This window comes from Aurantibacter aestuarii (assembly GCF_003008425.1).
GTDB lineage: Bacteria > Bacteroidota > Bacteroidia > Flavobacteriales > Flavobacteriaceae > Aurantibacter > Aurantibacter aestuarii.
Genome location: NZ_PXOQ01000007.1, coordinates 765,970 through 788,571, shown reverse-complemented (window position 1 = coordinate 788,571; position 22,602 = coordinate 765,970). Strand labels below are relative to the sequence as shown.

At 32.1% G+C, this 22,602-nt stretch carries 20 protein-coding genes; 16 read left to right on the top strand and 4 right to left on the bottom strand.

Annotated elements, in window-relative coordinates:
* Window positions 1-751 precede the first annotated feature (751 nt).
* The 5 genes from C7H52_RS13345 to C7H52_RS04745 are packed head-to-tail and all read left to right on the top strand — an operon-like array spanning window position 752 to window position 5,240.
* A complete protein-coding gene (locus tag C7H52_RS13345) occupies window positions 752-1,192 on the top strand; it encodes a hypothetical protein (protein WP_146130006.1) in 441 nt (146 codons plus the stop codon).
* The gene (locus C7H52_RS04760) at window positions 1,173-2,249 is read left to right on the top strand and encodes a radical SAM protein (protein ID WP_106462739.1); all 1,077 of its coding nucleotides are present in this window, start codon (window positions 1,173-1,175) and stop codon (window positions 2,247-2,249) included. The genes C7H52_RS13345 and C7H52_RS04760 overlap by 20 nt, the downstream gene beginning before the upstream one ends.
* 8 nt (window positions 2,250-2,257) lie before the next feature.
* Window positions 2,258-3,067, top strand: coding sequence for a class I SAM-dependent methyltransferase (locus C7H52_RS04755; RefSeq protein ID WP_181256204.1), 810 nt, complete (start codon window positions 2,258-2,260; stop codon window positions 3,065-3,067).
* Window positions 3,060-4,580: a B12-binding domain-containing radical SAM protein gene (locus tag C7H52_RS04750; protein ID WP_106462737.1), complete on the top strand. Its 1,521-nt coding sequence runs from the start codon at window positions 3,060-3,062 to the stop codon at window positions 4,578-4,580. The genes C7H52_RS04755 and C7H52_RS04750 overlap by 8 nt, the downstream gene beginning before the upstream one ends.
* Window positions 4,581-4,583: 3 nt before the next feature.
* Window positions 4,584-5,240: a methyltransferase gene (locus C7H52_RS04745; RefSeq protein ID WP_106462736.1), complete on the top strand. Its 657-nt coding sequence runs from the start codon at window positions 4,584-4,586 to the stop codon at window positions 5,238-5,240.
* 178 nt (window positions 5,241-5,418) lie between these two features.
* On the opposite strand, the gene C7H52_RS04740 is transcribed toward C7H52_RS04745, so the two are convergent.
* Both C7H52_RS04740 and C7H52_RS04735 read right to left on the bottom strand, forming a co-directional pair.
* Window positions 5,419-7,428, bottom strand: a complete 2,010-nt coding sequence (locus C7H52_RS04740) for a YgiQ family radical SAM protein (protein WP_106462735.1) — start codon at window positions 7,426-7,428, stop codon at window positions 5,419-5,421.
* Between the two features lie 379 nt (window positions 7,429-7,807).
* Window positions 7,808-9,439 carry an ABC-F family ATP-binding cassette domain-containing protein gene (locus tag C7H52_RS04735; RefSeq protein WP_106462734.1) on the bottom strand — a complete coding sequence of 544 codons (1,632 nt, stop codon included), beginning with the start codon at window positions 9,437-9,439 and terminating at the stop codon, window positions 7,808-7,810.
* Between the two features lie 209 nt (window positions 9,440-9,648).
* On the opposite strand from C7H52_RS04735, the gene rplM reads away from it, so the two are divergent.
* From rplM to C7H52_RS04680, 11 genes are all read left to right on the top strand, one after another.
* Window positions 9,649-10,104 carry a 50S ribosomal protein L13 gene (gene rplM, locus C7H52_RS04730; protein WP_106462733.1) on the top strand — a complete coding sequence of 152 codons (456 nt, stop codon included), beginning with the start codon at window positions 9,649-9,651 and terminating at the stop codon, window positions 10,102-10,104.
* On the top strand, window positions 10,104-10,490 hold the full coding sequence (gene rpsI / locus C7H52_RS04725; protein WP_106462732.1) for a 30S ribosomal protein S9: 387 nt from the start codon (window positions 10,104-10,106) through the stop codon (window positions 10,488-10,490). The genes rplM and rpsI overlap by 1 nt, the downstream gene beginning before the upstream one ends.
* 171 nt (window positions 10,491-10,661) lie before the next feature.
* Complete coding sequence (rpsB, locus tag C7H52_RS04720) at window positions 10,662-11,429, top strand: 30S ribosomal protein S2 (protein ID WP_106462731.1); 768 nt, start codon at window positions 10,662-10,664, stop codon at window positions 11,427-11,429.
* Between the two features lie 85 nt (window positions 11,430-11,514).
* Window positions 11,515-12,474 (top strand): translation elongation factor Ts, encoded by a 960-nt coding sequence (gene tsf, locus C7H52_RS04715; protein ID WP_106462730.1) that lies wholly within the window; start codon window positions 11,515-11,517, stop codon window positions 12,472-12,474.
* Window positions 12,475-12,605: 131 nt separating this feature from the next.
* Window positions 12,606-13,313 carry a UMP kinase gene (gene pyrH, locus C7H52_RS04710; RefSeq protein WP_106462729.1) on the top strand — a complete coding sequence of 236 codons (708 nt, stop codon included), beginning with the start codon at window positions 12,606-12,608 and terminating at the stop codon, window positions 13,311-13,313.
* A gap of 49 nt (window positions 13,314-13,362) precedes the next feature.
* On the top strand, window positions 13,363-13,920 hold the full coding sequence (gene frr, locus C7H52_RS04705) for a ribosome recycling factor (RefSeq protein WP_106462728.1): 558 nt from the start codon (window positions 13,363-13,365) through the stop codon (window positions 13,918-13,920).
* Between the two features lie 62 nt (window positions 13,921-13,982).
* A complete protein-coding gene (locus C7H52_RS04700) occupies window positions 13,983-15,236 on the top strand; it encodes a hypothetical protein (RefSeq protein WP_106462727.1) in 1,254 nt (417 codons plus the stop codon).
* A gap of 63 nt (window positions 15,237-15,299) precedes the next feature.
* Window positions 15,300-17,714, top strand: a complete 2,415-nt coding sequence (locus C7H52_RS04695; protein ID WP_106462726.1) for an efflux RND transporter permease subunit — start codon at window positions 15,300-15,302, stop codon at window positions 17,712-17,714.
* A 19-nt stretch (window positions 17,715-17,733) separates the two neighbouring features.
* Window positions 17,734-19,164, top strand: a complete 1,431-nt coding sequence (gene asnS, locus C7H52_RS04690; RefSeq protein ID WP_106462725.1) for an asparagine--tRNA ligase — start codon at window positions 17,734-17,736, stop codon at window positions 19,162-19,164.
* A gap of 115 nt (window positions 19,165-19,279) precedes the next feature.
* Window positions 19,280-20,737: an RNA polymerase factor sigma-54 gene (gene rpoN, locus C7H52_RS04685; protein WP_106462724.1), complete on the top strand. Its 1,458-nt coding sequence runs from the start codon at window positions 19,280-19,282 to the stop codon at window positions 20,735-20,737.
* A complete protein-coding gene (locus tag C7H52_RS04680; RefSeq protein WP_106462723.1) occupies window positions 20,737-21,342 on the top strand; it encodes a hypothetical protein in 606 nt (201 codons plus the stop codon). The genes rpoN and C7H52_RS04680 overlap by 1 nt, the downstream gene beginning before the upstream one ends.
* On the opposite strand, the gene C7H52_RS04675 is transcribed toward C7H52_RS04680, so the two are convergent.
* Window positions 21,343-22,047 carry a porin family protein gene (locus C7H52_RS04675; RefSeq protein ID WP_106462722.1) on the bottom strand — a complete coding sequence of 235 codons (705 nt, stop codon included), beginning with the start codon at window positions 22,045-22,047 and terminating at the stop codon, window positions 21,343-21,345.
* Window positions 22,048-22,121: 74 nt separating this feature from the next.
* The gene (locus C7H52_RS04670) at window positions 22,122-22,592 is read right to left on the bottom strand and encodes an ExbD/TolR family protein (RefSeq protein WP_106462721.1); all 471 of its coding nucleotides are present in this window, start codon (window positions 22,590-22,592) and stop codon (window positions 22,122-22,124) included.
* Between the last annotated feature and the right edge of the window lie 10 nt (window positions 22,593-22,602).

Sequence of the window (22,602 nt, the reverse complement as noted above, 5' to 3'; positions counted from 1 at the left end):
AAATTAATTGAAGCTAAACCTAAGTGTTTTAAGAAAAATAAAAGCGATTGGCTTAAACACAGTAAGGCAAGTATTAACCTCCGTTTTTTCAATTACAATACCATTTATAGTAATTTATTATTCAAAAAAAGAGGTTTGGGGAGAATTTGTTACTTATTTATTGTTTGTATTAATAATAAGTCAACTAATTAATTTTGGAAATAAAGAGTACTTATTAAGAACATTTAGTAAAAAACCCAATAAAATAATTAACACCTTTAGTTCTGTTTTTTTTACGCGACTGCCGCTTACACTAATTTTATCTGCTATTGGCTTTTTGTTTTTTGACGCTTGGCTTATTGGTTATATTTTTATCTGGAGCTTGGGGCAATTTTTAAGTCATTCTTTTGAAACGATTTTAATTTATGAGAAGAAGTTCTCTTATTCGATTATTATAGAAGTTCTCTTTTTTACGTTATTAGTTTTAGCTTTTATTTTATATAGATCGAATTTCAATATTTATATTTTAATTGTTAGTTATAGTATTTATCAATTATGTAAAGGCCTAAGTTATTTCTCCATATTTTACAAGTATATAAATCTTAAAAAGATTAGTATTAATTTTAAGTATTTTAAAATTAGTTTTTGGTTTTTTCTACTATCCATTCTTGGGTTTTTAACCAATAAAATAGATCTCTATATCGTGGATATGTTTTTAAACAAAAAAACGTTGTCTAACTACCAAATAATAAACAGTTTGTTAGTATTCACTATGTCTTTATCTGCATATATTTTTATCCCTTTTGTAAAAAACATATATAGAATCAAGCGGAAAACCATTCTAAAAATTAAAAAACTACTTTTTCTTTGCGGACTTATTGTTTCTATATTTTGCATTGTTATTGTTTATTATGTGGCAACTTATTTTTTAAACACTAGCTATTCACTTTATTTTTACTTAATCGCTTTCTTTTATATTTTACCATGTTTTGCTTATGGTATTGATATTTTAATGTTATTCAAAAAGGGAAAAGAAAAAACAGTTGTACTATATTTGTTTTATGGTGTTGTTATAAATACAATAACAAGTATTCTATTACTTAATAATAATTTTGATATTATTGGTGCATTAGTAGGCGGAACAACTGCGCAGTTGCTAATTTTAGTATTATTGAAAAGAAATTCATTTTTACATGATTGCTCAATTACTTAAAAAGCTTAACAAAAAAACACTCCCTAACAAATACTTTTTCTCACCAGAATGGATCGTTTTAGGTGTTAATAACGTTTGCAATTTACACTGCAAAATGTGCGATGTTGGAACAAAAAACTTAGAAAGTAATTTTGCGCAAAATTTAGTAGGTAGTCATCCTATTAATATGCCTTTAGAGCTTATAAAAAAAATTATAGATCAAACTGCAGAATTTTATCCAAATGCAAAATTAGGTTATGCTTTTACAGAGCCATTAGTTTATCCTCATTTAGAAGAATCTTTAACATACGCAAAACAAAAAGGAATCTCTACATCAATAACCACTAATGCACTAACATTAAAACAAAAGGCGTCATTTCTTGCTAAAAATAATACTGAAGTATTTATTTCTTTGGATGGCCCGCAAGATATACACAATGACATTAGAGGTCATAAAAAATCTTTTCAGAAAGCTGTAGAAGGCATTGAGCAGTTATTAGAAATCAAACCAAACGCTAAAATCTCTATTTTTTGTGTTATAACAGAGTGGAATATTGGGTATTTACAGGATTTTTTAAATTTTTTTAAAAATTATCCTTTACAACAAGTTGGGTTTATGCATACCAATTTTACACCTCAACATGTGGCAGATTTTCATAATATTTTATGGGGAAAGCATTACCATGCGACCGCTTCAAATATGGATGAGATTAATATAAACAATTTTAATCTAGATAAACTTTGGAATGAAATTGATTTAATTAATCAATTATCTTATCAATTTCCTGTAACGTTTTCACCAGAAATTACTTCAAAAGAAAAATTAAATGAATTTTATAATAAACCACAACAAATAATTGGAAAAAGCTGTAATGATGTTTTTACCAATATAATGGTAAAATCTGATGGGTCTGTAATTCCTTCCCATGGTAGATGTTATAATTTAACCCTTGGAAACTTGTATACAGAAAATTTGAAATCTATATGGAATGGTTCTATTTTAAAAAAATTAAGAACTGATTTAAAAACATCTAACGGGTTATTTCCTGCCTGTAGCAGATGTTGCAGTGCGTTATAACAAATTTAATGGACTATTTAAAATATATAGCAAAAACAGGTAGAACTCATCAACATCCTTATGGTCAAAAAGGCACCTACTTACTATTAGAAAAGCTTCCAAAAAACTTAACAAATAAAACTATTTTAGAAGTAGGTTGTGGTACAGGACATACTGCAGCCATACTTTCCAAGTACGATAATTTATTTTACACAGGAGTTGATACGTCTTTAGACATGATTAATTTTTCTAATAAAAGAAAAGAAAAACTTAATCTAACTAACTGTAACTTTAAACACACAACTATTTACAACGCTCATTTCAAAAATAATTACTTCGATGTTATTATTTGTGAATCTGTTTTAGCCATTCAAGACTTTGATTCTTTTCATCGTATTTTAAAAGAATGTTTTAGAATTCTAAAACATGAAGGTGTTTTTATTTTTAATGAAACATTATGGAACGAACGCACAAAAAAAGAAACCATAAAGAAAACTAATAGCTTAGCTTCAAAACACTTTGGAATAATTCAAGCTGAACCATCTGCAACTCTCAACAAATGGATTTATGCCCTAAAAAAAAATGGCTTTAATCATATAAATACTAATCAGATTACTAAAAATAATTGTGATAATACAAGTATCAAAATAGACACACTAGAAGCACGTAGCTTAAACTATTCTAAAAAAAGTAAATACTTAAAGTCTTTAAATTTGAGATATCTATTTTTGTATTTTTATTTTAAGTTTAAAAACAAGGCTATTAAAATAAATTCAGGTGAGTTAGAAACGTATATTTTTACCGCAAAAAAACAAAAACAATCCAAAAATAATGGCTAACAAAATAATTATTTTTAACCCTAAAAGCGCCAATGGTAAACATCGTTTACCAAATAGTATTCTGCAAGTCGGCGCTTCTATACATGGGAAGTATAATTATGTTTTTGTAGATGGCAATATGGAATCTAACCCCTGGGAAACCATAAACAATTATTTTAAAACTGGAGAGTTTAAATACTTTTGTTCAACCGTAATGCCTGGACCGCAATTAAAACAGGCTATTCCTTATGCTAAAAACATAAAATCTTTATATCCAGAAAGCGTCACTATTTGGGGTGGCTACTTTGCTTCTAATCAATACAAAGCTTGTTTAGAGTCTGGTTATATAGACTATATTGTAAATGGTCCAGGAGATGTCACATTCCCTAAATTAATAGATCATTTAGAAGGTAAAAATACCGAAAACATATCACTTATTAGAAATCTAATTTATAAGAACAATAAAGGCGAAATAACACAAACCGTAAAAGAAGCTTTATTAGACCAAGACACTTTACCATCTTATCCCTACACCTATTTTAATACATTTTATCCCTTAGAAAACTATTTGGCTAAAACATTTATGGGGCAAAAAACATTTGCTTACCATAGCAGTATGGGATGCCCTTTTTCTTGCTCTTTTTGCGCAGTTGTACCCATTTACAATGCTAAATGGAAAGCAAAATCTGCAAACACCATTTATAATGATTTACGTTTTTTTAAAGAAAAATATAATGTAGATGCTATAGAGTTTCACGACAATAATTTTTTTACGTCTAAAAAACGTGTCTTAGAATTTTCAGAGCTTGTTTTAAATGATAATATAGAATGGTGGGGTGAAGGACGAATTGACACTTTAAATAAATATAGTGACAACGATTTAAAATTGATGCGTAATGCAGGTTGTCGTATGATTTTTTTAGGTGCCGAAACTGGAAACGACAAGGTTTTAAAGCAAATGAATAAAGGCGGAACACAGTCTGGACAAATGATTAAAGACTTTGTATTGCGCATGAAAAAAGCAGATATAATTCCTGAACTTTCGTTTGTATTAGGTATGCCCGCAGAAACTGAAAATGAAGTATACAATAATATTCTATGGGACATTAATTTTATAAAAGAAATAAAAGCCTTAAATCCAGATGCTGAAGTTATCATCTATTTATACAGTCCTGTTCCAACAGAAGGTTCTGAACTTTATCAACAAATTTTAGATGCGGGTTTTAGTTTTCCCGAAACATTAGAAGAATGGATTGCTCCTAGCTGGGAAAAATTTGATTTAAGAAAGAATCCTTTGACGCCTTGGTTAAAACCCTATATGATAGATAAAATTCAAAATTTCGAAACTGTTTTAAATGGATATTATCCAACCGCATCAGACTTTAGAATAAAAGGCTATAAAAAACAATTACTTAAATTACTATCTGGTTATCGTTTTAAAAACGGTTGGTATAAATACCCTTACGAAATTAAAGCACTTCATAAGATTTGGAAATATCGCCAGCCAGAATTAGAAGGATTTTATTCGGAATAAATAATGCGTAAACTATTAAAAAAAATATCTAATCCTTTTTTGAAGTTTTGTTTTGATTACTACTATAGAAAACCACGTAAATTTTCTTACCAGAACATAACTATTTTGGTTCATCCAGAAGTGTTTTCACCAAAATTCACCATATCAACTAAGCTACTTTTAAATTACATAAAACCTCTTAACCTAAACCATAAGAACGTATTAGAATTAGGTTGTGGTTCAGGGATTATTTCTCTGTTTGCAGCATCTAAAGGCGCAAATGTAGTAGCTTCAGACATTAACCTTATTGCTCTTGAAGCTTTAAAAAAAGCATCAAAAAAAAATAATATTAACTTAAAAATTATTCACTCTAATTTATTTGAAAAAATAGAGTCAAAAAATTTCGATTATATTATAATAAATCCTCCTTATTATCCCATGACACCAAAAAACGATAAAGAACGTGCTTGGTTTTGTGGTGAAAATTTTGAATATTTTGAATCTCTTTTTTCTCAATTAAATATTTCTTTAAAACAAGAGATAATAATGATTTTATCTCAAGACTGTGAAATTTCAAAAATTAAATCTATTGCTTCAAAAAACAAGTTAAAATTAAAGTGTTTAATTGAAACAAAGGTGCTTGGTGAAAAGAACTATATTTTCAAAATAGAAAACCGATGAGAAAAAAGTAAATTAGATAATAATAGTTCTTTTTATTATTCTTGTATTACTCCTTTTTTTTGGAGTTAACATTAGGTTTAATTTTAAATATAGAGAAATTATTAACTATTACCATGCTTACAAATAAAAAAGCACTTCCTAACTGTAGTGTTTTTTTCATTTATAAAACAGATAAAAATTAGCGCTTTTTCTTCTTAAATTTCTTTTTAGACCTCACGTTTGTAGCAGCTTCACTTTCGCCTTTAGGCTTAAAAGTCGCTTTAGTTTTGCGTTTATTAAACGGAACCGCATCGTTATAAGTATCTTTTGTTTTTCCTGGCTTATTTTTACGCCAATTTTTAGCACTAGGCTTATCGCCTTCTGGAAGTAAGCGTTGTAACAAATCGGTTTTACCTAAACGATTTAGTGTTTTAGTAATCCAGGCTTTATTTTCATCTTTATACCAAAAGAAAAAACGGTGTTGTTCATCTTTTTCCTTTCTGGTTTTTGGTGTATTTACCTTTTTAAGAGTATATGGATGGTAACCACTGTAGTAAATTACGGTAGCCACAGTCATTGGTGTTGGAGTAAAACCTTGCACTTGTTCTAACTGAAATCCTAAATCTTTAGTTTCGGCAGCTAGATTTGCCATATCTTCTACTTCACATGCCGGATGATTTGAAATAAAATAAGGAATTAACTGAAGATTCAACTTATTCTTAATGTTTATCTTGTCAAAACGCTCCTTGAATTTATGAAAGTATGAAAATGATGGTTTACGCATTAACTTTAAAACAGGATCACTAGTATGCTCTGGCGCTACTTTTAATCGTCCAGAAACATGGTTGGTCATCACTTCTTCTGTGTACGCATCTAATTCTTTAGGATCGGCATTTTTATTAAATTCTGGCACCAACATATCATGGCGTATTCCAGAACCAATAAACGATTTTTTAACCTTAGGATGTTTATCCACCGCTTGGTATAAATCGGTTAACGGTTTGTGTGAGGTATCCAGATTACTACAAATTACGGGCGAAATACAACTTGGCGCCACGCACTTATCGCATATCGCTTGTACTTTTCCTTTCATCTGGTACATATTCGCACTTGGGCCACCAATATCACTTAAATAGCCTTTAAAATCGGGCATATTTGCAACGGTATCTACTTCTTTTAAAATAGATTCTTGACTACGGGACGCTATAAATTTACCTTGGTGTGCAGAAATAGTACAAAAACTACAACCTCCAAAACAACCACGGTGAATATTAATAGAAAACTTAATCATCTCAAACGCAGGTATAGGTCCGCGCTTGTTATATTTTGGATGTGGTAAGCGTGTATAAGGTAAGTCGAAAGACGCATCAATCTCACTTTCCGTCATAGTTGGATATGGCGGATTAATCATCAATGTTTTATTGCCAATTTTCTGAAAAATTCGTCTTGCAGCCAGTTTATTACTTTCCTGTTCAATTACTTTAAAGTTACTTGCGTAAGCTTTCTTATCGTTTAAACAAACGGTATGAGAAGCTATTTCTACATCTTCCCAATTACTGTTTTTCGGAATTTTTTCTCCTTCATCTAATAAAACAGCAGTCTGGTTAATGGTATTTATACTCGAAAAAGGCACGCCTTTTTGTAACAAACGCACCACTTCACGTAGTGGCTGCTCGCCCATACCATACACCAACATATCGGCACCACTAGTTTCCAGAATACTTGGCATTAACTGGTCACTCCAATAATCGTAATGAGTTACTCGACGTAAAGACGCCTCAATCCCACCAATTAAAATGGGTACATCAGGAAATTTCTCCTTTAAAATTTTACTGTAAACGGTTGTAGCATAATCGGGTCTAAAACCAATATCGCCATTTGGCGTATAAGCATCTTTATCTCTACGCTTTTTATTAGCGTTGTAATTGCTCAACATAGAGTCCATACAACCAGCCGTAATCCCAAAAAATAATTTAGGACGTCCTAACTTTACAAAATCCTGTAAATTATCGTTAACATTTGGTTGCGGTACAATTGCCACTCGCAAGCCATAACTTTCTAAAATACGACCAATAACTGCAGGTCCAAAAGATGGATGATCTACATAGGCATCGCCACTAAAAAGTATAACGTCCAGCTCCTGCCAACCGCGTATTTTAACCTCTTTGTTTGTGGTAGGTAACCAATCTGATAATTGTAATTCTTGCATAGCGCTGCAAAATTAAGCAAAAAACTAATCTTAATTAAGACATTTAACGTAAACCCTTAGTTATTAGTCTTTTTTGGGCGTTCCCTTTCAGGTCGTGCTCTCGCGACTCGCTTTAAAATGTGGCTTATACGCTGCCACATTTAAAGAGCTCAAACAAACGCTCCATCACTAACGCGAGATTTGAGTAACAATTAAATCCAACACAAACCTCTCGACTGCGCTCGAGGAGACAATTTATAATCGTTTAAAAATAAATATACTTTTGTCTGGTCGAGCGCAGTCGAGACCTAATTTTTACCAAGTTTATCTTAAACCTTCGGACTAGGTTTAAAGAATAGTCATTTCGACAATAGGAGAAATCCCAACAATCCAAACTCCACTATAGATCTAAATCCTTAATCGTTTCAATTTTATTTCGCTCTAAGAAAGCATCAATCGTTTCAAAATGCTCTATAACACGTTGATTTTTAAACTCAAAAACCTTATTAGCTAAACCTTGTAAGAAATCTCTATCGTGAGAAACAAGAATTAGAGTTCCATCAAATTCTAAAAGCGCTTCCTTCAATACATCTTTAGACTTTAAATCTAAGTGATTGGTAGGTTCATCGAGAATCAATACGTTAACAGGCTCCAGTAATAATTTTACCATTGCCAGTCTGGTTTTTTCACCACCAGACAGGACCCCTACTTTTTTATCTATATCATCGCCTTTAAACATAAAGCGTCCCAAGACATTTTTTACCTGAGTTCTAATATCGCCTTTAGCCACATCATCAATCGTCTGGAAAACTGTTAAGTCGTTATCCAAAAGTGCTGCCTGGTTTTGAGCAAAATAACCTACCTGTACATTATGTCCTAAGGTACATTCCCCTTCTACATCAATTTCGCCAAGAATAGCTTTAATCATGGTCGACTTTCCTTCGCCGTTTCGTCCTACAAAACATACCTTTTCTCCTCTGGCTATAGACATACTTGCATCATTAAAAACCGTATGATCTCCATAAGATTTTGACACGTCTTTTACTGTTACCGGATAATCGCCTGAACGTTGCGCAGGTGGAAATTTTAATTTAAGAGCCGAGTTATCTACTTCATCCACTTCAATAATTTCCAGTTTTTCCAACATACGTTCTCGAGAATTTACTTGATTGGTTTTAGAGTAAGTTCCTTTAAAACGCTCAATAAATGCCATATTATCGGCAATAAATTTTTGTTGCTCTTGGTAAGCTTTAATTTGATTTTGTCTGCGCTCTTCACGAAGCTGTAAGTAATGTGTATACTTTGCTTTATAGTCGTAAATGCGACCCATAGTTACCTCTATAGTCCTGTTGGTAATATTATCTATAAAGGCACGGTCATGGGAAATAACCACGACTGCATTAGCTTTATTTACTAAAAAGTCCTCTAGCCAAATCACAGATTCTATATCGATATGGTTAGTAGGCTCATCTAATAAAATAAGGTCTGGCTTTTGTAATAATATTTTTGCCAATTCAATTCGCATACGCCAACCTCCAGAAAATTCGCTAGTGGCTCTTGTAAAATCTTCTTGTTTAAAACCTAGACCTTTTAAAGCTTTTTCAACTTCAGCATCATAATTCACATCTTCCAAAGCATAATACTTTTCACCTAGGTCCGACACACGTTCTATAATTTTCATATAGTCGTCACTTTCATAATCGGTCCGTGTTTCTAACTGCTTATTTAATTCATCCATTTCTGCCTTCATTATAAAGACATGAGAAAAGGCTTTAGAAGCTTCTTCAAAAACAGTAGCATCATCCTGTGTTAATAAGTGTTGTGGTAAATAAGCTATCTTGGTGTCTTTTGGACAACTAACACCACCACGTGTAGCTTTTTGCTTGCCTGCAATTATTTTCATCATGGTCGATTTACCGGCACCATTTTTACCCATTAAGGCTATTTTATCATTCTCATTAATAGTAAAAGACACATCCTTAAATAAAGTTTCTCCACTAAATTCTACCGCTAAAGCATCAACTGAAATCATAACTTCTGTTTTAAAAGCGCGAAATTAACAAATAAGTAAGAGATATTAACCTAGTGTATCTGAAAAAAGGATGAAATTAACCAGTAACTTAAAGATATTAACAGAGTTATTAAAAATAACAGAGCACACTATTTGGTAATCAAATATATAATCGTAAATTTGCAAACTCTTTTTGAGAGAGGAATGTTTAATAATTAAAAATTAAAAGTGTGGACACATTAAGCTACAAAACGATTTCAGCTAACAAAGCGACTGCAGACAAGCAGTGGGTTTTAGTAGATGCTGAAGGTCAATCATTAGGGCGTTTGTCTTCTAAAGTTGCAAAACTATTAAGAGGAAAACACAAGCCAAGCTTTACACCGCATGTTGATTGTGGAGATAACGTGATTGTTATCAATGCAGAAAAAGTCAACTTAACTGGAAACAAGTGGAATGACAAAACGTACATTCGACATACTGGTTACCCAGGTGGACAAAGAAGCTTAACAGCTACTGAATTGTTTGGAAAAGATCCAGCAAGATTAGTAGAAAAATCAGTAAAAGGAATGTTACCTAAAAACAAATTAGGAGCTGCAATATTCCGTAATTTAAACGTTGTTTCTGGTACAGAGCATGCTCACGGTGCACAAAAGCCAAAAACAATTAACTTAAACGAATTCAAGTAATGGAGGTAATTCACAAAATTGGTCGTCGTAAAACGGCTGTGGCTCGTGCTTATGTTTCTCAAGGAACAGGAAAAATCACGATAAACAAAAAAGAATTAAATACTTACTTTCCAACAGCAACTTTACAGTACAAAGTAAACCAGCCGTTAATGCTTACTAGCAACGATGGTAACTTTGATATTAAAGTAAATGTTTTTGGTGGTGGTATTACTGGACAGGCAGAAGCAATCCGTTTAGCAATTTCTCGCGCAATGTGTGAGTTAGATGCTGAAAACAGATTAATCTTAAAGCCAGAAGGTTTATTAACAAGAGACCCAAGAATGGTTGAACGTAAGAAATTCGGTCAGAAGAAAGCTCGTAAGAAATTTCAATTCTCGAAACGTTAATATTATTATTGGATATATTCTATCCAAAACATTTAAAACATTAAACAGTTATTGTTGTCCTAGCTTAATCGCAGGATCTAGTTTAGCATCTAAATGCAGCCAAAAGCCTAAGCTAATTGCTTAAAGCCCAATGGAACATTGCTAATTCAACAGAACGTAAACTATTACAAAATGGCAGTAGAAGTAAAAGAATTATTAGAAGCAGGTGTACATTTTGGTCACTTGACTCGTAAATGGGATCCAAACATGGCTCCTTACATTTATATGGAGCGTAATGGTATCCATATCATTAACCTATATAAAACCGCAGCTAAAATTGACGAAGCTGGAGAAGCATTAGCTAAAATAGCAGCTTCAGGTCGTAAAATTTTATTTGTTGCAACTAAGAAACAAGCAAAAGATATCGTTGCTGAAAAAGCAGGTAACATCAACATGCCTTACATCACAGAAAGATGGCCAGGTGGTATGTTAACTAACTTCGTTACAATTCGTAAGGCAATTAAAAAAATGTCTACAATTGATAGAATGAAGAAAGACGGAACGTTTAACACACTTTCTAAAAAAGAACGTTTACAAGTAGATCGTCTTAGAGCTAAGTTAGAGAAAAACTTAGGTTCTATAGCAGATATGACTCGTTTACCAGGTGCTTTGTTTGTTATCGATATTAAACGTGAACATATTGCAATTAAAGAAGCTCAGAAATTAAACATTCCTATTTTTGCAATGGTAGATACTAATTCAGATCCTCGTGAAGTGGATTACGTAATACCATCAAATGATGATGCTTCTAAATCAATAGATAAAGTTTTAACTCATGTAACTGAAGCTGTAACAAGCGGATTAAATGAGCGTAAAGCGGCTAAAGCAGACAAAGATGCTGCTAAAGCAGATAAGCCTGCTAAAAAAGCGAAAGCAGTAGCAGCAAACGAAGAAGAATAATTAACAATTACGAAACCTTATAAAGTCGTTTAATCTTTTTCTTTGCAGAAACATTTTAAACGACTTTTTTTAAATTATACGCATAATGAGTGAAGTAAAAATTTCAGCAGCAGAAGTAAATAAGCTTAGACAAGCAACTGGTGCAGGTATGATGGACTGTAAAAAAGCTTTAGTTGAAGCTGGAGGTGATTTTGATAAAGCAATTGACGTTTTACGTAAAAAAGGTCAAAAAGTTGCTGAAAAAAGAGCAGACAGAGATTCTTCTGAAGGAGCTGCTGCTATTAAGATTAACGACGATAACACTTCTGGTGTTGCAATTGTATTAGGTTGTGAAACAGATTTCGTTGGTAAAAATGAATCTTTCTTAGAATTAGCTAGTCAATTTGCAGATATCGCTATCAATTACGATACTAAAGAGGACTTCTTAAAAGCAGATTTCGGTGGTATGACCGTAGCTGAAAAACTAGTTGAACAAACTGGTGTAGTAGGTGAAAAATTAGAAATTAATGCTTTTGAAAAATTAAATGCTCCATACGTTGGATCTTACGTACACATCAATAAAATTGGTGCATTAGTTGGATTAAACAAAGAGAACGAAGGTGTTGCTAAAGATGTAGCGATGCAAGTTGCTTCTATGGGTGCAACGTCTTTATCTTATAAAGGTTTTGATCCTGCTTATGTAGCTTCTGAAACTGAAGCTCGTATTGCAGTGATTGAAAAAGACAATGAAGAATTAGGTCGTTTAGGGAAACCATTAAAAAATGTACCTCAATACATCTCTATGTCTCAATTAACTCCTGAAGTTATGGCTAAAGCAGAAGAAGATGCTAAAGCGCAATTAGCTGCAGAAGGTAAACCAGAAAAAATCTGGGGTAATATTTTACCAGGAAAAATGGAGCGTTTCGTGTCTGACAACACTACTTTAGACCAAGAGCAGTGTTTATTAGATCAGAAATTTATTAAAGACGAAAAGAAAACCGTTGCAGAATATGTAGCTGGTGAAGGTGTTGAAGTTTTAGACTTCAAACGTGTTTCTTTAGGATAATATAATACACCTTTTTATATAAAGCCACCACTCTTTTTGGAGTTGGTGGCTTTTTTCATTTAAAAAGTTAGCAAAATATTAAATTCAATTATTAAAAAAATATGTAGTTTTGCAACACAATAACTCACATTATGAAATATAAGAGAATTCTTTTAAAATTATCTGGAGAGGCTTTAATGGGAAAACGCCAATATGGTATAGATCCAGAACGTTTATCGGAATACGCTCAAGACATAAAAACCATTACCGATCAAGGTGTTGAAGTTGCTATAGTTATTGGAGGCGGAAACATATTTAGAGGTGTAGCTGGTGCCAGTAATGGTATGGATCGTGTACAGGGCGACCATATGGGGATGCTAGCAACCGTTATTAATGGTTTGGCATTACAAAGTGCACTGGAAGATGCTGGTATACAAACCAGACTGCAAACTGCTATTAAAATAGATGAAGTTGCAGAGCCTTTTATTAGACGTAAAGCAATGAATCACTTAAGTAAAGGTCGTGTAGTTATATTTGGTGGCGGCACAGGAAACCCTTACTTCACAACAGATTCTGCAGCAGTATTAAGAGCTATAGAAATTGAAGCTGATGTGATATTAAAAGGAACAAGAGTTGATGGAATCTATAATGTAGATCCAGAAAAAGACACTACAGCAGTTAAATTTGACCATATTACTTTTGACGATGTCTTACGTAAAGGCTTAAAAGTTATGGACACTACTGCATTTACACTAAGTCAGGAAAACAACCTGCCTATTATTGTTTTTGATATGAATACACCAGGGAACTTGTTAAAGGTTGTTTCTGGAGAAACTATTGGTACAGAAGTTAACTTTTAAGCTTTGGCTTAATTTTTGGATAAATCTAGCTAATTAAAGATTATAAAAAATGAACGACGATATTAAATTTATACTTGATTCTACCAAAGAATCTATGATTGCTGCCATAAAGCATTTAGAAAAACAATTTGTTAATATTAGAGCTGGTAAAGCAAGTCCTGCCATGTTAGGAAGTGTGATGGTCGATTATTATGGGTCTCAAACCCCATTATCTCAGGTAGCGAATGTAAACACCCCAGATGGAAGAACCATTACCGTACAACCTTGGGAAAAAAACATGATGCAGCCTATTGAAAAAGCTATCATGATAGCTAATTTAGGCTTCAATCCAATGAATAATGGAGACATGATTATTATTAGCGTTCCACCTTTAACTGAAGAAAGACGTCGTGATTTAGCTAAACAGGCTAAAGCAGAAGCAGAAGATGCTAAAGTTGGTGTACGTAATGCACGTAAAGATGCCAACAACGAAATTAAAAATTTAGACGATATTTCTGAAGACTTACAAAAAAACGCCGAAGATGATGTTCAAAAGTTAACAGATAGTTATATAAAACTCATCGATGATACGCTTGGCGTAAAAGAAAAAGAAATTATGACCGTATAATTAGAAGCGACTTGAAAGTCGCTTTTTTTTAACTTTTTACTTTTTTAGCACTTATATATTACATGATTAGAAAATTAATATTTGTTGTTTTTGTTTTGTTTGGTTTATCGCTTCAAGCCCAGACGGAAACGCCTATTAATGATTCTATAAAACGTGTAAATTTATTAAAAGAAATAGGTCAAGGATTTTTACCTTCTAAATTATTTAAATTCGATTTAAGATATTTAGTAAAATACAATCAGTACGAAGGGTTTAGAAGTGGAATTGGTGGAATCACAAATGATGAGTTTTCAAAAAAATTTAGAATTAATAGCTATATTGTTTACGGTTTTGTAGATAAAACTATTAAGTATAGTGTTGGTGGCGGTTATAAAGTTGCCGAAGACACTAACACTTGGATTAACTATTCCTACACAGACGATTTAACCGAAACAGGAAGCACTCAATTTATCTTAGATAAACGCTTCTTTCAATTTTTTGAACCTAGACTTTTAAACATTAGCCTATTTCATAGACATGTATCTAATAAAGTTACTGTTGAGCATGAAATTTTACCCAAATTACTTTCTGAATTTCAGGTTTCTGTAAATAATATTGAACCAAAATATGGCTATACTTATGTGTTAGACGGCAAAGATTATCGTGATTTTGGAACATCTATTGGTAAATTAGCACTACAATGGATGCCATTTACGGAGATTGACCCTGAAACCAAAAAAATTACAAAAGATGGATTTCCAAAATTCACTCTGCAATACACAAAGAGTTTTAAAAATGTATTTGATGCCGATTTTAATTTCTCTAAAACCGATTTAAGAGTTGTCCAAAAGTTTGATTACAACGAACCAGAATCTTTCTCTATACTAACATTTACTGCAGGATATGCTCATGGAGATACTCCAATTACAGATATGTATCATGCTTACCCAAATAACATAAACAAAGAAACTATAGGGCAACGTTTTTCTGTTGCTGGGATTAATAGTTTTGAAACCATGTATTTTAATGAGTTTTTCTCAGACCGCTTTTCTACATTAATCTTTAAACATTATTTTGAGCCTTTTCATTTTGGAAAAAAATTTAATCCTCAATTGGTTCTTATTAATCGTTTAGCAATTGGTAACATGAAAAACATTAATAGACATGATGGTATAGACTTTGGTACCTTAGAGCATGGTTATACTGAAGCGGGTTTCGAGTTAAACAAATTACTTTTTGGCTTTGGCTTAAGTACCACCTATCGTTATGGAGCTTACCACTTACCTTTAGAAGAAGATAATATTGCCATAAAATTTACATTTAACATTACATTATAATCTCCAATTTAGTCTTTAAATTTATAAGGATTTAACTACCTTTGCGCTGTTTTTTAAAGCGATATGTTAAAACTTTTTTCGAAAAATTTCTGGGATGTTCTTGCTAGACTTATCTTAAGAAATAAAATTGGCATCCTTATTTTTGTTGTATTAATAACTTTGTTATTAAGCACGCAATGGAAACACATGCGCTTTACCTATACTGAAGCCAACCTTTTACCAGACGAACATGAAGTTAATTTAACTTACAATAATTTCTTAGATGTTTTTGGAGAAGAAGGAAACTTGGTTATTCTTGGTATAAAAGATAATAAACTGTATACAGTAGAAACCTTAAATGCTTGGAACAATTTAGCTCAAAACTTTAAAAACAACCCAAGTGTTGCTTCTGTAGTCTCCATAAAAGACCTTCAAAAACTTATAAAAAATAACGAATTAAAAAAGTTTGACGTTCAACCTTTTATAAAAGATTCGGTTAAAACACAGCAGGAATTAAATCGGCTTAAAGGCGATTTATTTGAGAAATATCCATTTTACGATAATTTTTTATTCAATAACGCCGAAGTTAAAACCATTAGATCGGCTATTTATTTAAAGAAAGATATTGTTAATACTCAAGCCAGAAAAGATTTTATTATAGATGATCTTTTACCAAAAATAAAGGCGTTTGAAGAAACTTATAAGGTTAACGTGCGTATCTCGGGGATGCCGTATATCCGTACCCTAAATGCTCAAAATATTGTAGATGAAATTGGTTTATTTGTTGCTGCTGCACTTTTTGTTACATCACTAATTTTCTTTTTCTTTTTTAGATCATTTAGAGCAACCATTATATCGCTAATTGTAGTATGTATTGGTGTGATGTGGACATTAGGCTTCCTTGGCTTACTTCACTACGAAATTACTGTTTTAACAGCACTTATTCCACCATTAATCATCGTAATTGGTATTCCTAATTGTATCTTTTTAATAAATAAATACCAACATGAAGTAAAGCTTCATGGTAATAAAGTAAAGTCTTTACAACGTGTTATTACAAAAGTGGGTAACGCTACGTTAATGACTAATGTAACAACCGCATCTGGTTTTGCTACGTTTATAATTACAGAAAGCAAACTTTTAAAGGAATTTGGTGTTGTAGCGTCTTTAAGTATTATAGCTATTTTTATTTTATGCTTATTAATAATACCTATACTTTATACCTTTTTACCGTATCCAAAACCAAGACACTTAAACCATTTAAATAAACGATGGATTGGGGCATTTGTGGACTGGATGGAACGTATGGTCAAAGAACGACGTATTGCCATTTACAGTATCGCTTTTGTATTAATTGTGACGTCAATTATTGGTATTTTTCAAATAAAAATATCAGGAAGTCTTATAGAAGACATGCCTAAAAAAACCGAGTTTTTTGAAGATATTCGCTTCTTTGAAGAAGAGTTTGATGGGGTAATGCCTGTAGAAATTATGATTGATACCAAGCGTAAAAAAGGGGTTATGAAACTAGCTACGCTTAAACGCATGAATGAGCTCGAGGAATTTATAAATGAAATTCCTGAGTTATCTAAACCTGTTTCTGTAGTTAGCCTGGTTAAATATGCCAAACAAGCTTATTATAACGGAAATCCTGAATATTACGATTTACCTTCTAGCCAAGAGAATACTTTTATCTTACAATACGTAAAAAATTCTGGAGCTACAGATGCTAATCTTTTAAGTAATTTTGTGGATAGTACAGGACAATATGCCCGTATTACAACCTTCATGAAAGATATTGGTACGGATAAAATGAAAACAATCGAAGAAAACATCCAAACCGAAATATATAAGCTTTTTCCTGAAGAACGCTACGATGTAATCATGACAGGTAAAGCGCTCGTTTTCCAGAAAGGAACAACTTACTTGGTTAAAAACCTTGCATTATCTTTAAGCTTAGCAGTCGTTTTAATTGCTTTGTTTATGGCATTTATGTTTAGGTCAGCCAGAATGATTATTGTATCTCTAATCCCAAACTTATTGCCATTAGTAGTTACAGCAGGGTTAATGGGCTATTTAGGAGTACCAATAAAACCATCAACCATATTAGTGTTTAGTATTGCTTTTGGAATTTCGGTTGATGATACCATTCACTTTTTAGCAAAATACCGTCAAGAATTACTAGCTAATAACTGGCGTATCAAACGTTCGGTGTACGCCGCTTTAAGAGAAACTGGCGTAAGTATGTTTTATACTTCTATTGTCTTATTTTTCGGCTTCTCTGTATTTACCATTTCTAGTTTTGGTGGCACAGTAGCTTTAGGCGCATTAGTATCGGTAACCCTACTGTTTGCCATGCTATCCAATTTATTACTATTACCATCTTTACTATTATCTTTAGAACGTAGTATAGCTAATAAAGAAGTCTTTAAAGAACCTTCTATAAATATCATTCCTGCTGAAGATGATGACGCAGAGGAAAACGATATATTAAAATAATTATATTTTTAACACATTTATGAAAACACTAAATATCTCACAATTATTAAAAAGTCAACCTTTAGAACATGTTGAAATTAAAGGTTGGGTAAGAACATTTAGAGCTAACAGATTTATTGCCTTAAATGATGGATCTTCATTACACAACATTCAATGTGTGGTCGATTTTGAAAACACCGATGAATCCATTTTAAAACGAATAACTACAGGAGCTGCGGTAAGTATAACTGGTGAGTTAATCGAAAGTCAAGGGAAAGGACAAAATGTTGAAATAAATGTAAAAAAACTGGAGATTTTAGGAGATTCAGATCCGGAAACCTATCCTATTCAACCTAAAAAACACTCTTTTGAGTTTTTAAGAGAAAATGCACATTTACGCACAAGAACAAATACATTTAGTGCTGTAATGCGCTTACGTTCATCATTATCTTTTGCGGTACACAAATATTTTAACGATAATGGTTTTAACTACATGCACACACCAATTATTACGGGTAGTGATGCTGAAGGTGCTGGTGAAATGTTTCGTGTAAGTACATTAGACCAGAAAAACCCACCATTAACAGAATCTGGTGAGGTTGATCATTCTAAAAATTTCTTTGGAAAAGACACTAACTTAACCGTTTCTGGTCAGTTAGAAGCTGAAACTTATGCCATGTCTTTAGGAAAAGTATACACTTTTGGTCCAACGTTTAGAGCAGAAAATTCAAACACGTCACGTCACTTATCTGAATTCTGGATGATTGAACCTGAAGTTGCTTTTATGGATTTAGCTGGAAATATGGATTTGGCTGAAGATTTTATGAAATCTGTTATTAACTATGTTTTAGAACATAACAAAGACGATATCGAGTTTTTAAATAATCGTCTTTTAGATGAAGACAAAACAAAACCTCAAGCAGAACGTAACGAATTAAGTTTAATTGAAAAATTAAATTTTGTAGTCGAAAATAACTTTAAACGTGTAAGTTATACCGAAGCAATTGATATTTTAAGAAATTCTAAACCTAATAAGAAAAAGAAATTTAATTATTTAATTGAAGAATGGGGAGCCGATTTACAATCGGAACACGAACGTTTCTTAGTAGAAAAACACTTTAAGTGTCCTGTCATTTTATTCGATTATCCTGCTAACATTAAAGCGTTTTATATGCGTTTAAATGAAGATGGAAAAACCGTTAGAGCTATGGATATTTTGTTTCCTGGTATTGGAGAAATTGTAGGTGGCTCTCAACGTGAAGAACGCTTAGATGTTTTAAAAGAAAAAATGGCAGTTTTGGATATTTCTGAAGAAGAGTTATGGTGGTACCTAGATTTACGTAAGTATGGTACTGCAGTACACTCTGGATTTGGTTTAGGTTTTGAACGTTTGGTTATGTTCGTAACTGGAATGACTAATATTAGAGATGTAATCCCTTATCCAAGAACGCCTCAAAATGCGGAATTTTAAATTATTGGTCTATTTAGATTAATAGTAAATAATACATAAATTACTCTTAAAACAATCTACACAACTCCTGTTATGTAGATTGTTTTTTTTATTTTAGTCTTTTACTAAAACCCCTATGTTAAAACAATTTTTACAATTTAAACTTTCGCAAAAGCTCTCGCCACAACAAATTCAGTTAATGAAACTGATACAGTTACCAACGCAAGAGTTTGAACAACGTTTAAAACAAGAATTAGAAGAAAATCCTGCTTTAGATAGTGGCAAAGAAGAAATTGTAGACGAGTTTGATGACTTTGATAACACGCAAGACGACTATAACGATAATGAAACCATCGAAGCAGATGATATTAATGTAGACGATTATTTAAGTGACGACGATATTCCAGATTATAAAACAAGCGTTAATAACTATAGCAGCGACGATGAGGAAAAAACAATGCCTTATGCTGCAGGAACTTCATTTACACAACATTTAATTAACCAGTTAAATACGTTTACACTTGGTGAAGAAGCATATCAAATTGCTGAATTTTTAGTGGGAAGTGTGGATGATAGCGGATACATTCGTCGGGATTTAGAAGATATTGTAGATGATTTAGCTTTTACCCAAAGTGTTTATACAGATTCTTCAACGGTTAATAATATTTTAAAAATTGTTCATCAGCTAGATCCTGCTGGTGTTGGAGCAAGAAACTTACAGGAATGTTTAAGTATTCAGCTTCACAGAAAAGAAAAAACACCTGAAATAGAACTTGCTATTCGGATTATAGATGAAACTTTTGATCAGTTTACTAAAAAGCATTACAAAAAATTAATAGCCAAATTCAATATAAACGAAGAGCAACTTAGAGATGCTATTCATGAAATTGAGCGCTTAAACCCAAAACCTGGTGGTTCGTATGCGGGAAATAACCGTATGGTGGAGCATGTAGTACCAGATTTTGCTATAAAAATTGTAGATGGTGAGTTAGAGTTAACACTAAACGGACGTAATGCGCCAGAACTTCATGTATCCCGAGAATACAGTAACATGATGAAGGGTTATAAGGAAAGTAAAGAGAAATCTAAAGCTCAAAAAGACGCTGTTCAATTTATAAAACAAAAATTAGATGCTGCAAAATGGTTTATAGAAGCCATTAGACAACGCCAGCAGACACTTTTTGTTACAATGAGTGCAATTATGCATTATCAGAAAGAATACTTCCTTACAGGCGATGAGCGAAAGCTTAGACCAATGATTCTAAAAGATATTGCAGACGAAATTGATATGGACGTTTCTACGGTATCTCGGGTAGCTAATAGTAAATATGTTGATACACCTTATGGCACTAAACTAATTAAAGAGTTTTTTAGTGAGTCTATGACAAATGATAAAGGTGAAGAAGTATCTACACGAGAAATTAAAAAAATTCTGGAAACTGTAGTTGAAAATGAAAACAAGAAAAAACCTTTAACCGATGAAGCTTTGGCTAAAATATTAAAAGAAAAAGGTTATCCAATTGCTCGAAGAACTGTTGCTAAATATAGAGAACAATTAGACTTACCAGTTGCACGATTAAGAAAGAAAATTTAATGAATTTCCTTTTAAAAAGTATTTCCTTTATTTTCCATCCTTTATTTATGCCTTTAATTGGCGTTGTATTCTATTTTTCAAAATCGCCAAGACATTTACCTCAAGAGCTTATTTTTAATAAACTTATAGCTTTAAGTATTTTAACTATAGCCTTACCCATTTTAGTCTTTTTCTTACTAAAAACTTTAGGAAAAGCACAGAGCATTTATTTAAAAGATGTTAAGGAAAGGAGTTTGCCTTTAGCTATTAATTGTGGGATTCTTATAATTATACTGTTTCGAATCTTTCCTAACCATCAAATTATTGAGTTACACTTTTTCTTTGTAGCCATACTAATGTCTACCATTACCTGTTTCATTTTAGCTCTTCTAAAATTTAGAGCAAGCTTACATATGACAGCTATCACTGGCATATTCACGTTTTTTTTAATGATAGCTATAGAATACAGTATAAATATTAATGGCACTATTGCCTTAATGTTTATTATAACCGGAGCAATAGCCACCTCAAGAATACATCTAAAGGCACATAGCAACTTAGAACTGATAGTTGGCTGTTTTATTGGAATTATACCACAGATTATTGTGATAAATTATTGGTTTTAGTTAAAGCAAGTAAAACATTAAACCTACTCTAATCTCGGACATATCCAAACTTGTTTGTTTAGCTATCACTTGATCTTTAAACAAAGTGTTTAAACCATAATACACATGGAAGTTCCACGTATTATAGCCTGTACTAAGCGTTAAACCATATTGCAGCTTATTGAATACATCACTATTAATAATTTTAATAGTGCCTAAATCGCCTTTAAAATTAGTTCCGTTTCTAAACATATAACCAAACTTAAAACCGCCATAAATTCTCCAAAACTTGTAGTTTGTAGCAGATGAATTACGCCATCTAAATTCAATAGGCATTTCGATTAAATGAGTGAAAAATTTATTTTTACTAAAATCGACTTGTGAGCCATCTAAAACTGAAAATTCAATCTCCTCATTATTATCACTAATAAGTAAGTTTTGGTTATATGAATTAGTAGACAAGCCTAAGCCTACACCAATAGCTTTTGTACGTGCATTATTAATAGGGAAATCCCTTATAAACCCCAAATGTAAACCAATTGAAAAACCACTTTGTGTAACACCATCTGGCTTATTAATAAGGACGTTGTACGTAGCTCCCAAATAAAATTGATCTTCCCTATATTTAGTATCAATAACACTATCCTTGACAATCTCATCTTGAGCTTTTAAAAGATGTAATGATAAAAAAGAAAAACAAAAACTTAAAAAAAGTGGTTTAAGCATAGGAGTACTATTTTAAAAACAAAAGACGCTTTGCATACACAAAACGTCTTTTTATAAAATTAAGATAAATTAAATTATTTTAAAGCACTACCTTTTTTTGTAGTGTAATTTAATTTTAATGCATTGACTTTACGTAATTCCTGCTCAATGTCTGATACTAATCCCATATTGGTTTCTTTATCGACTTTTAATGCAGTAGTTAAAAGAGGTATTTCCTCTTCACGTTTTGTGGCTCTTTCAGCAGCAATAAAAGCAGCGATATCTTTAACGTCTGCAAATTTATCATTTAACTGAATACGTGGCTCATCACCTGCATTTTTATAAGCATCACTTGGAGCTCCAGCATAAATAAACATTACCAAATTCTTTTTGTCAAGTTTTTCAACTTCTTTAGCAGAAGGTAAGTTATTTTTAATTTTTAAGCTGTTATCTCTCATTACAGTTGCCACCATAAAGAAGAATAAAAGCATAAATACAATATCTGGTAAAGATGCTGTAGAAATAGCTGGTAACTCATTGTTACCTTTCTTTTTAAATTTTGACATAATCTGTTTT

What these genes read in the sequence shown, in the direction of transcription:
- C7H52_RS13345 (WP_146130006.1), top strand. Translation starts at nt 752, where the DNA reads ATGTCTTTATCTGCATATATTTTTATCCCTTTTGTAAAAAACATATAT.
- C7H52_RS04760 (WP_106462739.1), top strand. Translation starts at nt 1,173, where the DNA reads ATGATTGCTCAATTACTTAAAAAGCTTAACAAAAAAACACTCCCTAAC.
- C7H52_RS04755 (WP_181256204.1), top strand. Translation starts at nt 2,258, where the DNA reads ATGGACTATTTAAAATATATAGCAAAAACAGGTAGAACTCATCAACAT.
- C7H52_RS04750 (WP_106462737.1), top strand. Translation starts at nt 3,060, where the DNA reads ATGGCTAACAAAATAATTATTTTTAACCCTAAAAGCGCCAATGGTAAA.
- C7H52_RS04745 (WP_106462736.1), top strand. Translation starts at nt 4,584, where the DNA reads ATGCGTAAACTATTAAAAAAAATATCTAATCCTTTTTTGAAGTTTTGT.
- C7H52_RS04740 (WP_106462735.1), bottom strand. Translation starts at nt 7,428, where the DNA reads ATGCAAGAATTACAATTATCAGATTGGTTACCTACCACAAACAAAGAG.
- C7H52_RS04735 (WP_106462734.1), bottom strand. Translation starts at nt 9,439, where the DNA reads ATGATTTCAGTTGATGCTTTAGCGGTAGAATTTAGTGGAGAAACTTTA.
- rpsI (WP_106462732.1), top strand. Translation starts at nt 10,104, where the DNA reads ATGGAGGTAATTCACAAAATTGGTCGTCGTAAAACGGCTGTGGCTCGT.
- rpsB (WP_106462731.1), top strand. Translation starts at nt 10,662, where the DNA reads ATGGCAGTAGAAGTAAAAGAATTATTAGAAGCAGGTGTACATTTTGGT.
- tsf (WP_106462730.1), top strand. Translation starts at nt 11,515, where the DNA reads ATGAGTGAAGTAAAAATTTCAGCAGCAGAAGTAAATAAGCTTAGACAA.
- pyrH (WP_106462729.1), top strand. Translation starts at nt 12,606, where the DNA reads ATGAAATATAAGAGAATTCTTTTAAAATTATCTGGAGAGGCTTTAATG.
- frr (WP_106462728.1), top strand. Translation starts at nt 13,363, where the DNA reads ATGAACGACGATATTAAATTTATACTTGATTCTACCAAAGAATCTATG.
- C7H52_RS04700 (WP_106462727.1), top strand. Translation starts at nt 13,983, where the DNA reads ATGATTAGAAAATTAATATTTGTTGTTTTTGTTTTGTTTGGTTTATCG.
- C7H52_RS04695 (WP_106462726.1), top strand. Translation starts at nt 15,300, where the DNA reads ATGTTAAAACTTTTTTCGAAAAATTTCTGGGATGTTCTTGCTAGACTT.
- asnS (WP_106462725.1), top strand. Translation starts at nt 17,734, where the DNA reads ATGAAAACACTAAATATCTCACAATTATTAAAAAGTCAACCTTTAGAA.
- rpoN (WP_106462724.1), top strand. Translation starts at nt 19,280, where the DNA reads ATGTTAAAACAATTTTTACAATTTAAACTTTCGCAAAAGCTCTCGCCA.
- C7H52_RS04680 (WP_106462723.1), top strand. Translation starts at nt 20,737, where the DNA reads ATGAATTTCCTTTTAAAAAGTATTTCCTTTATTTTCCATCCTTTATTT.
- C7H52_RS04675 (WP_106462722.1), bottom strand. Translation starts at nt 22,047, where the DNA reads ATGCTTAAACCACTTTTTTTAAGTTTTTGTTTTTCTTTTTTATCATTA.
- C7H52_RS04670 (WP_106462721.1), bottom strand. Translation starts at nt 22,592, where the DNA reads ATGTCAAAATTTAAAAAGAAAGGTAACAATGAGTTACCAGCTATTTCT.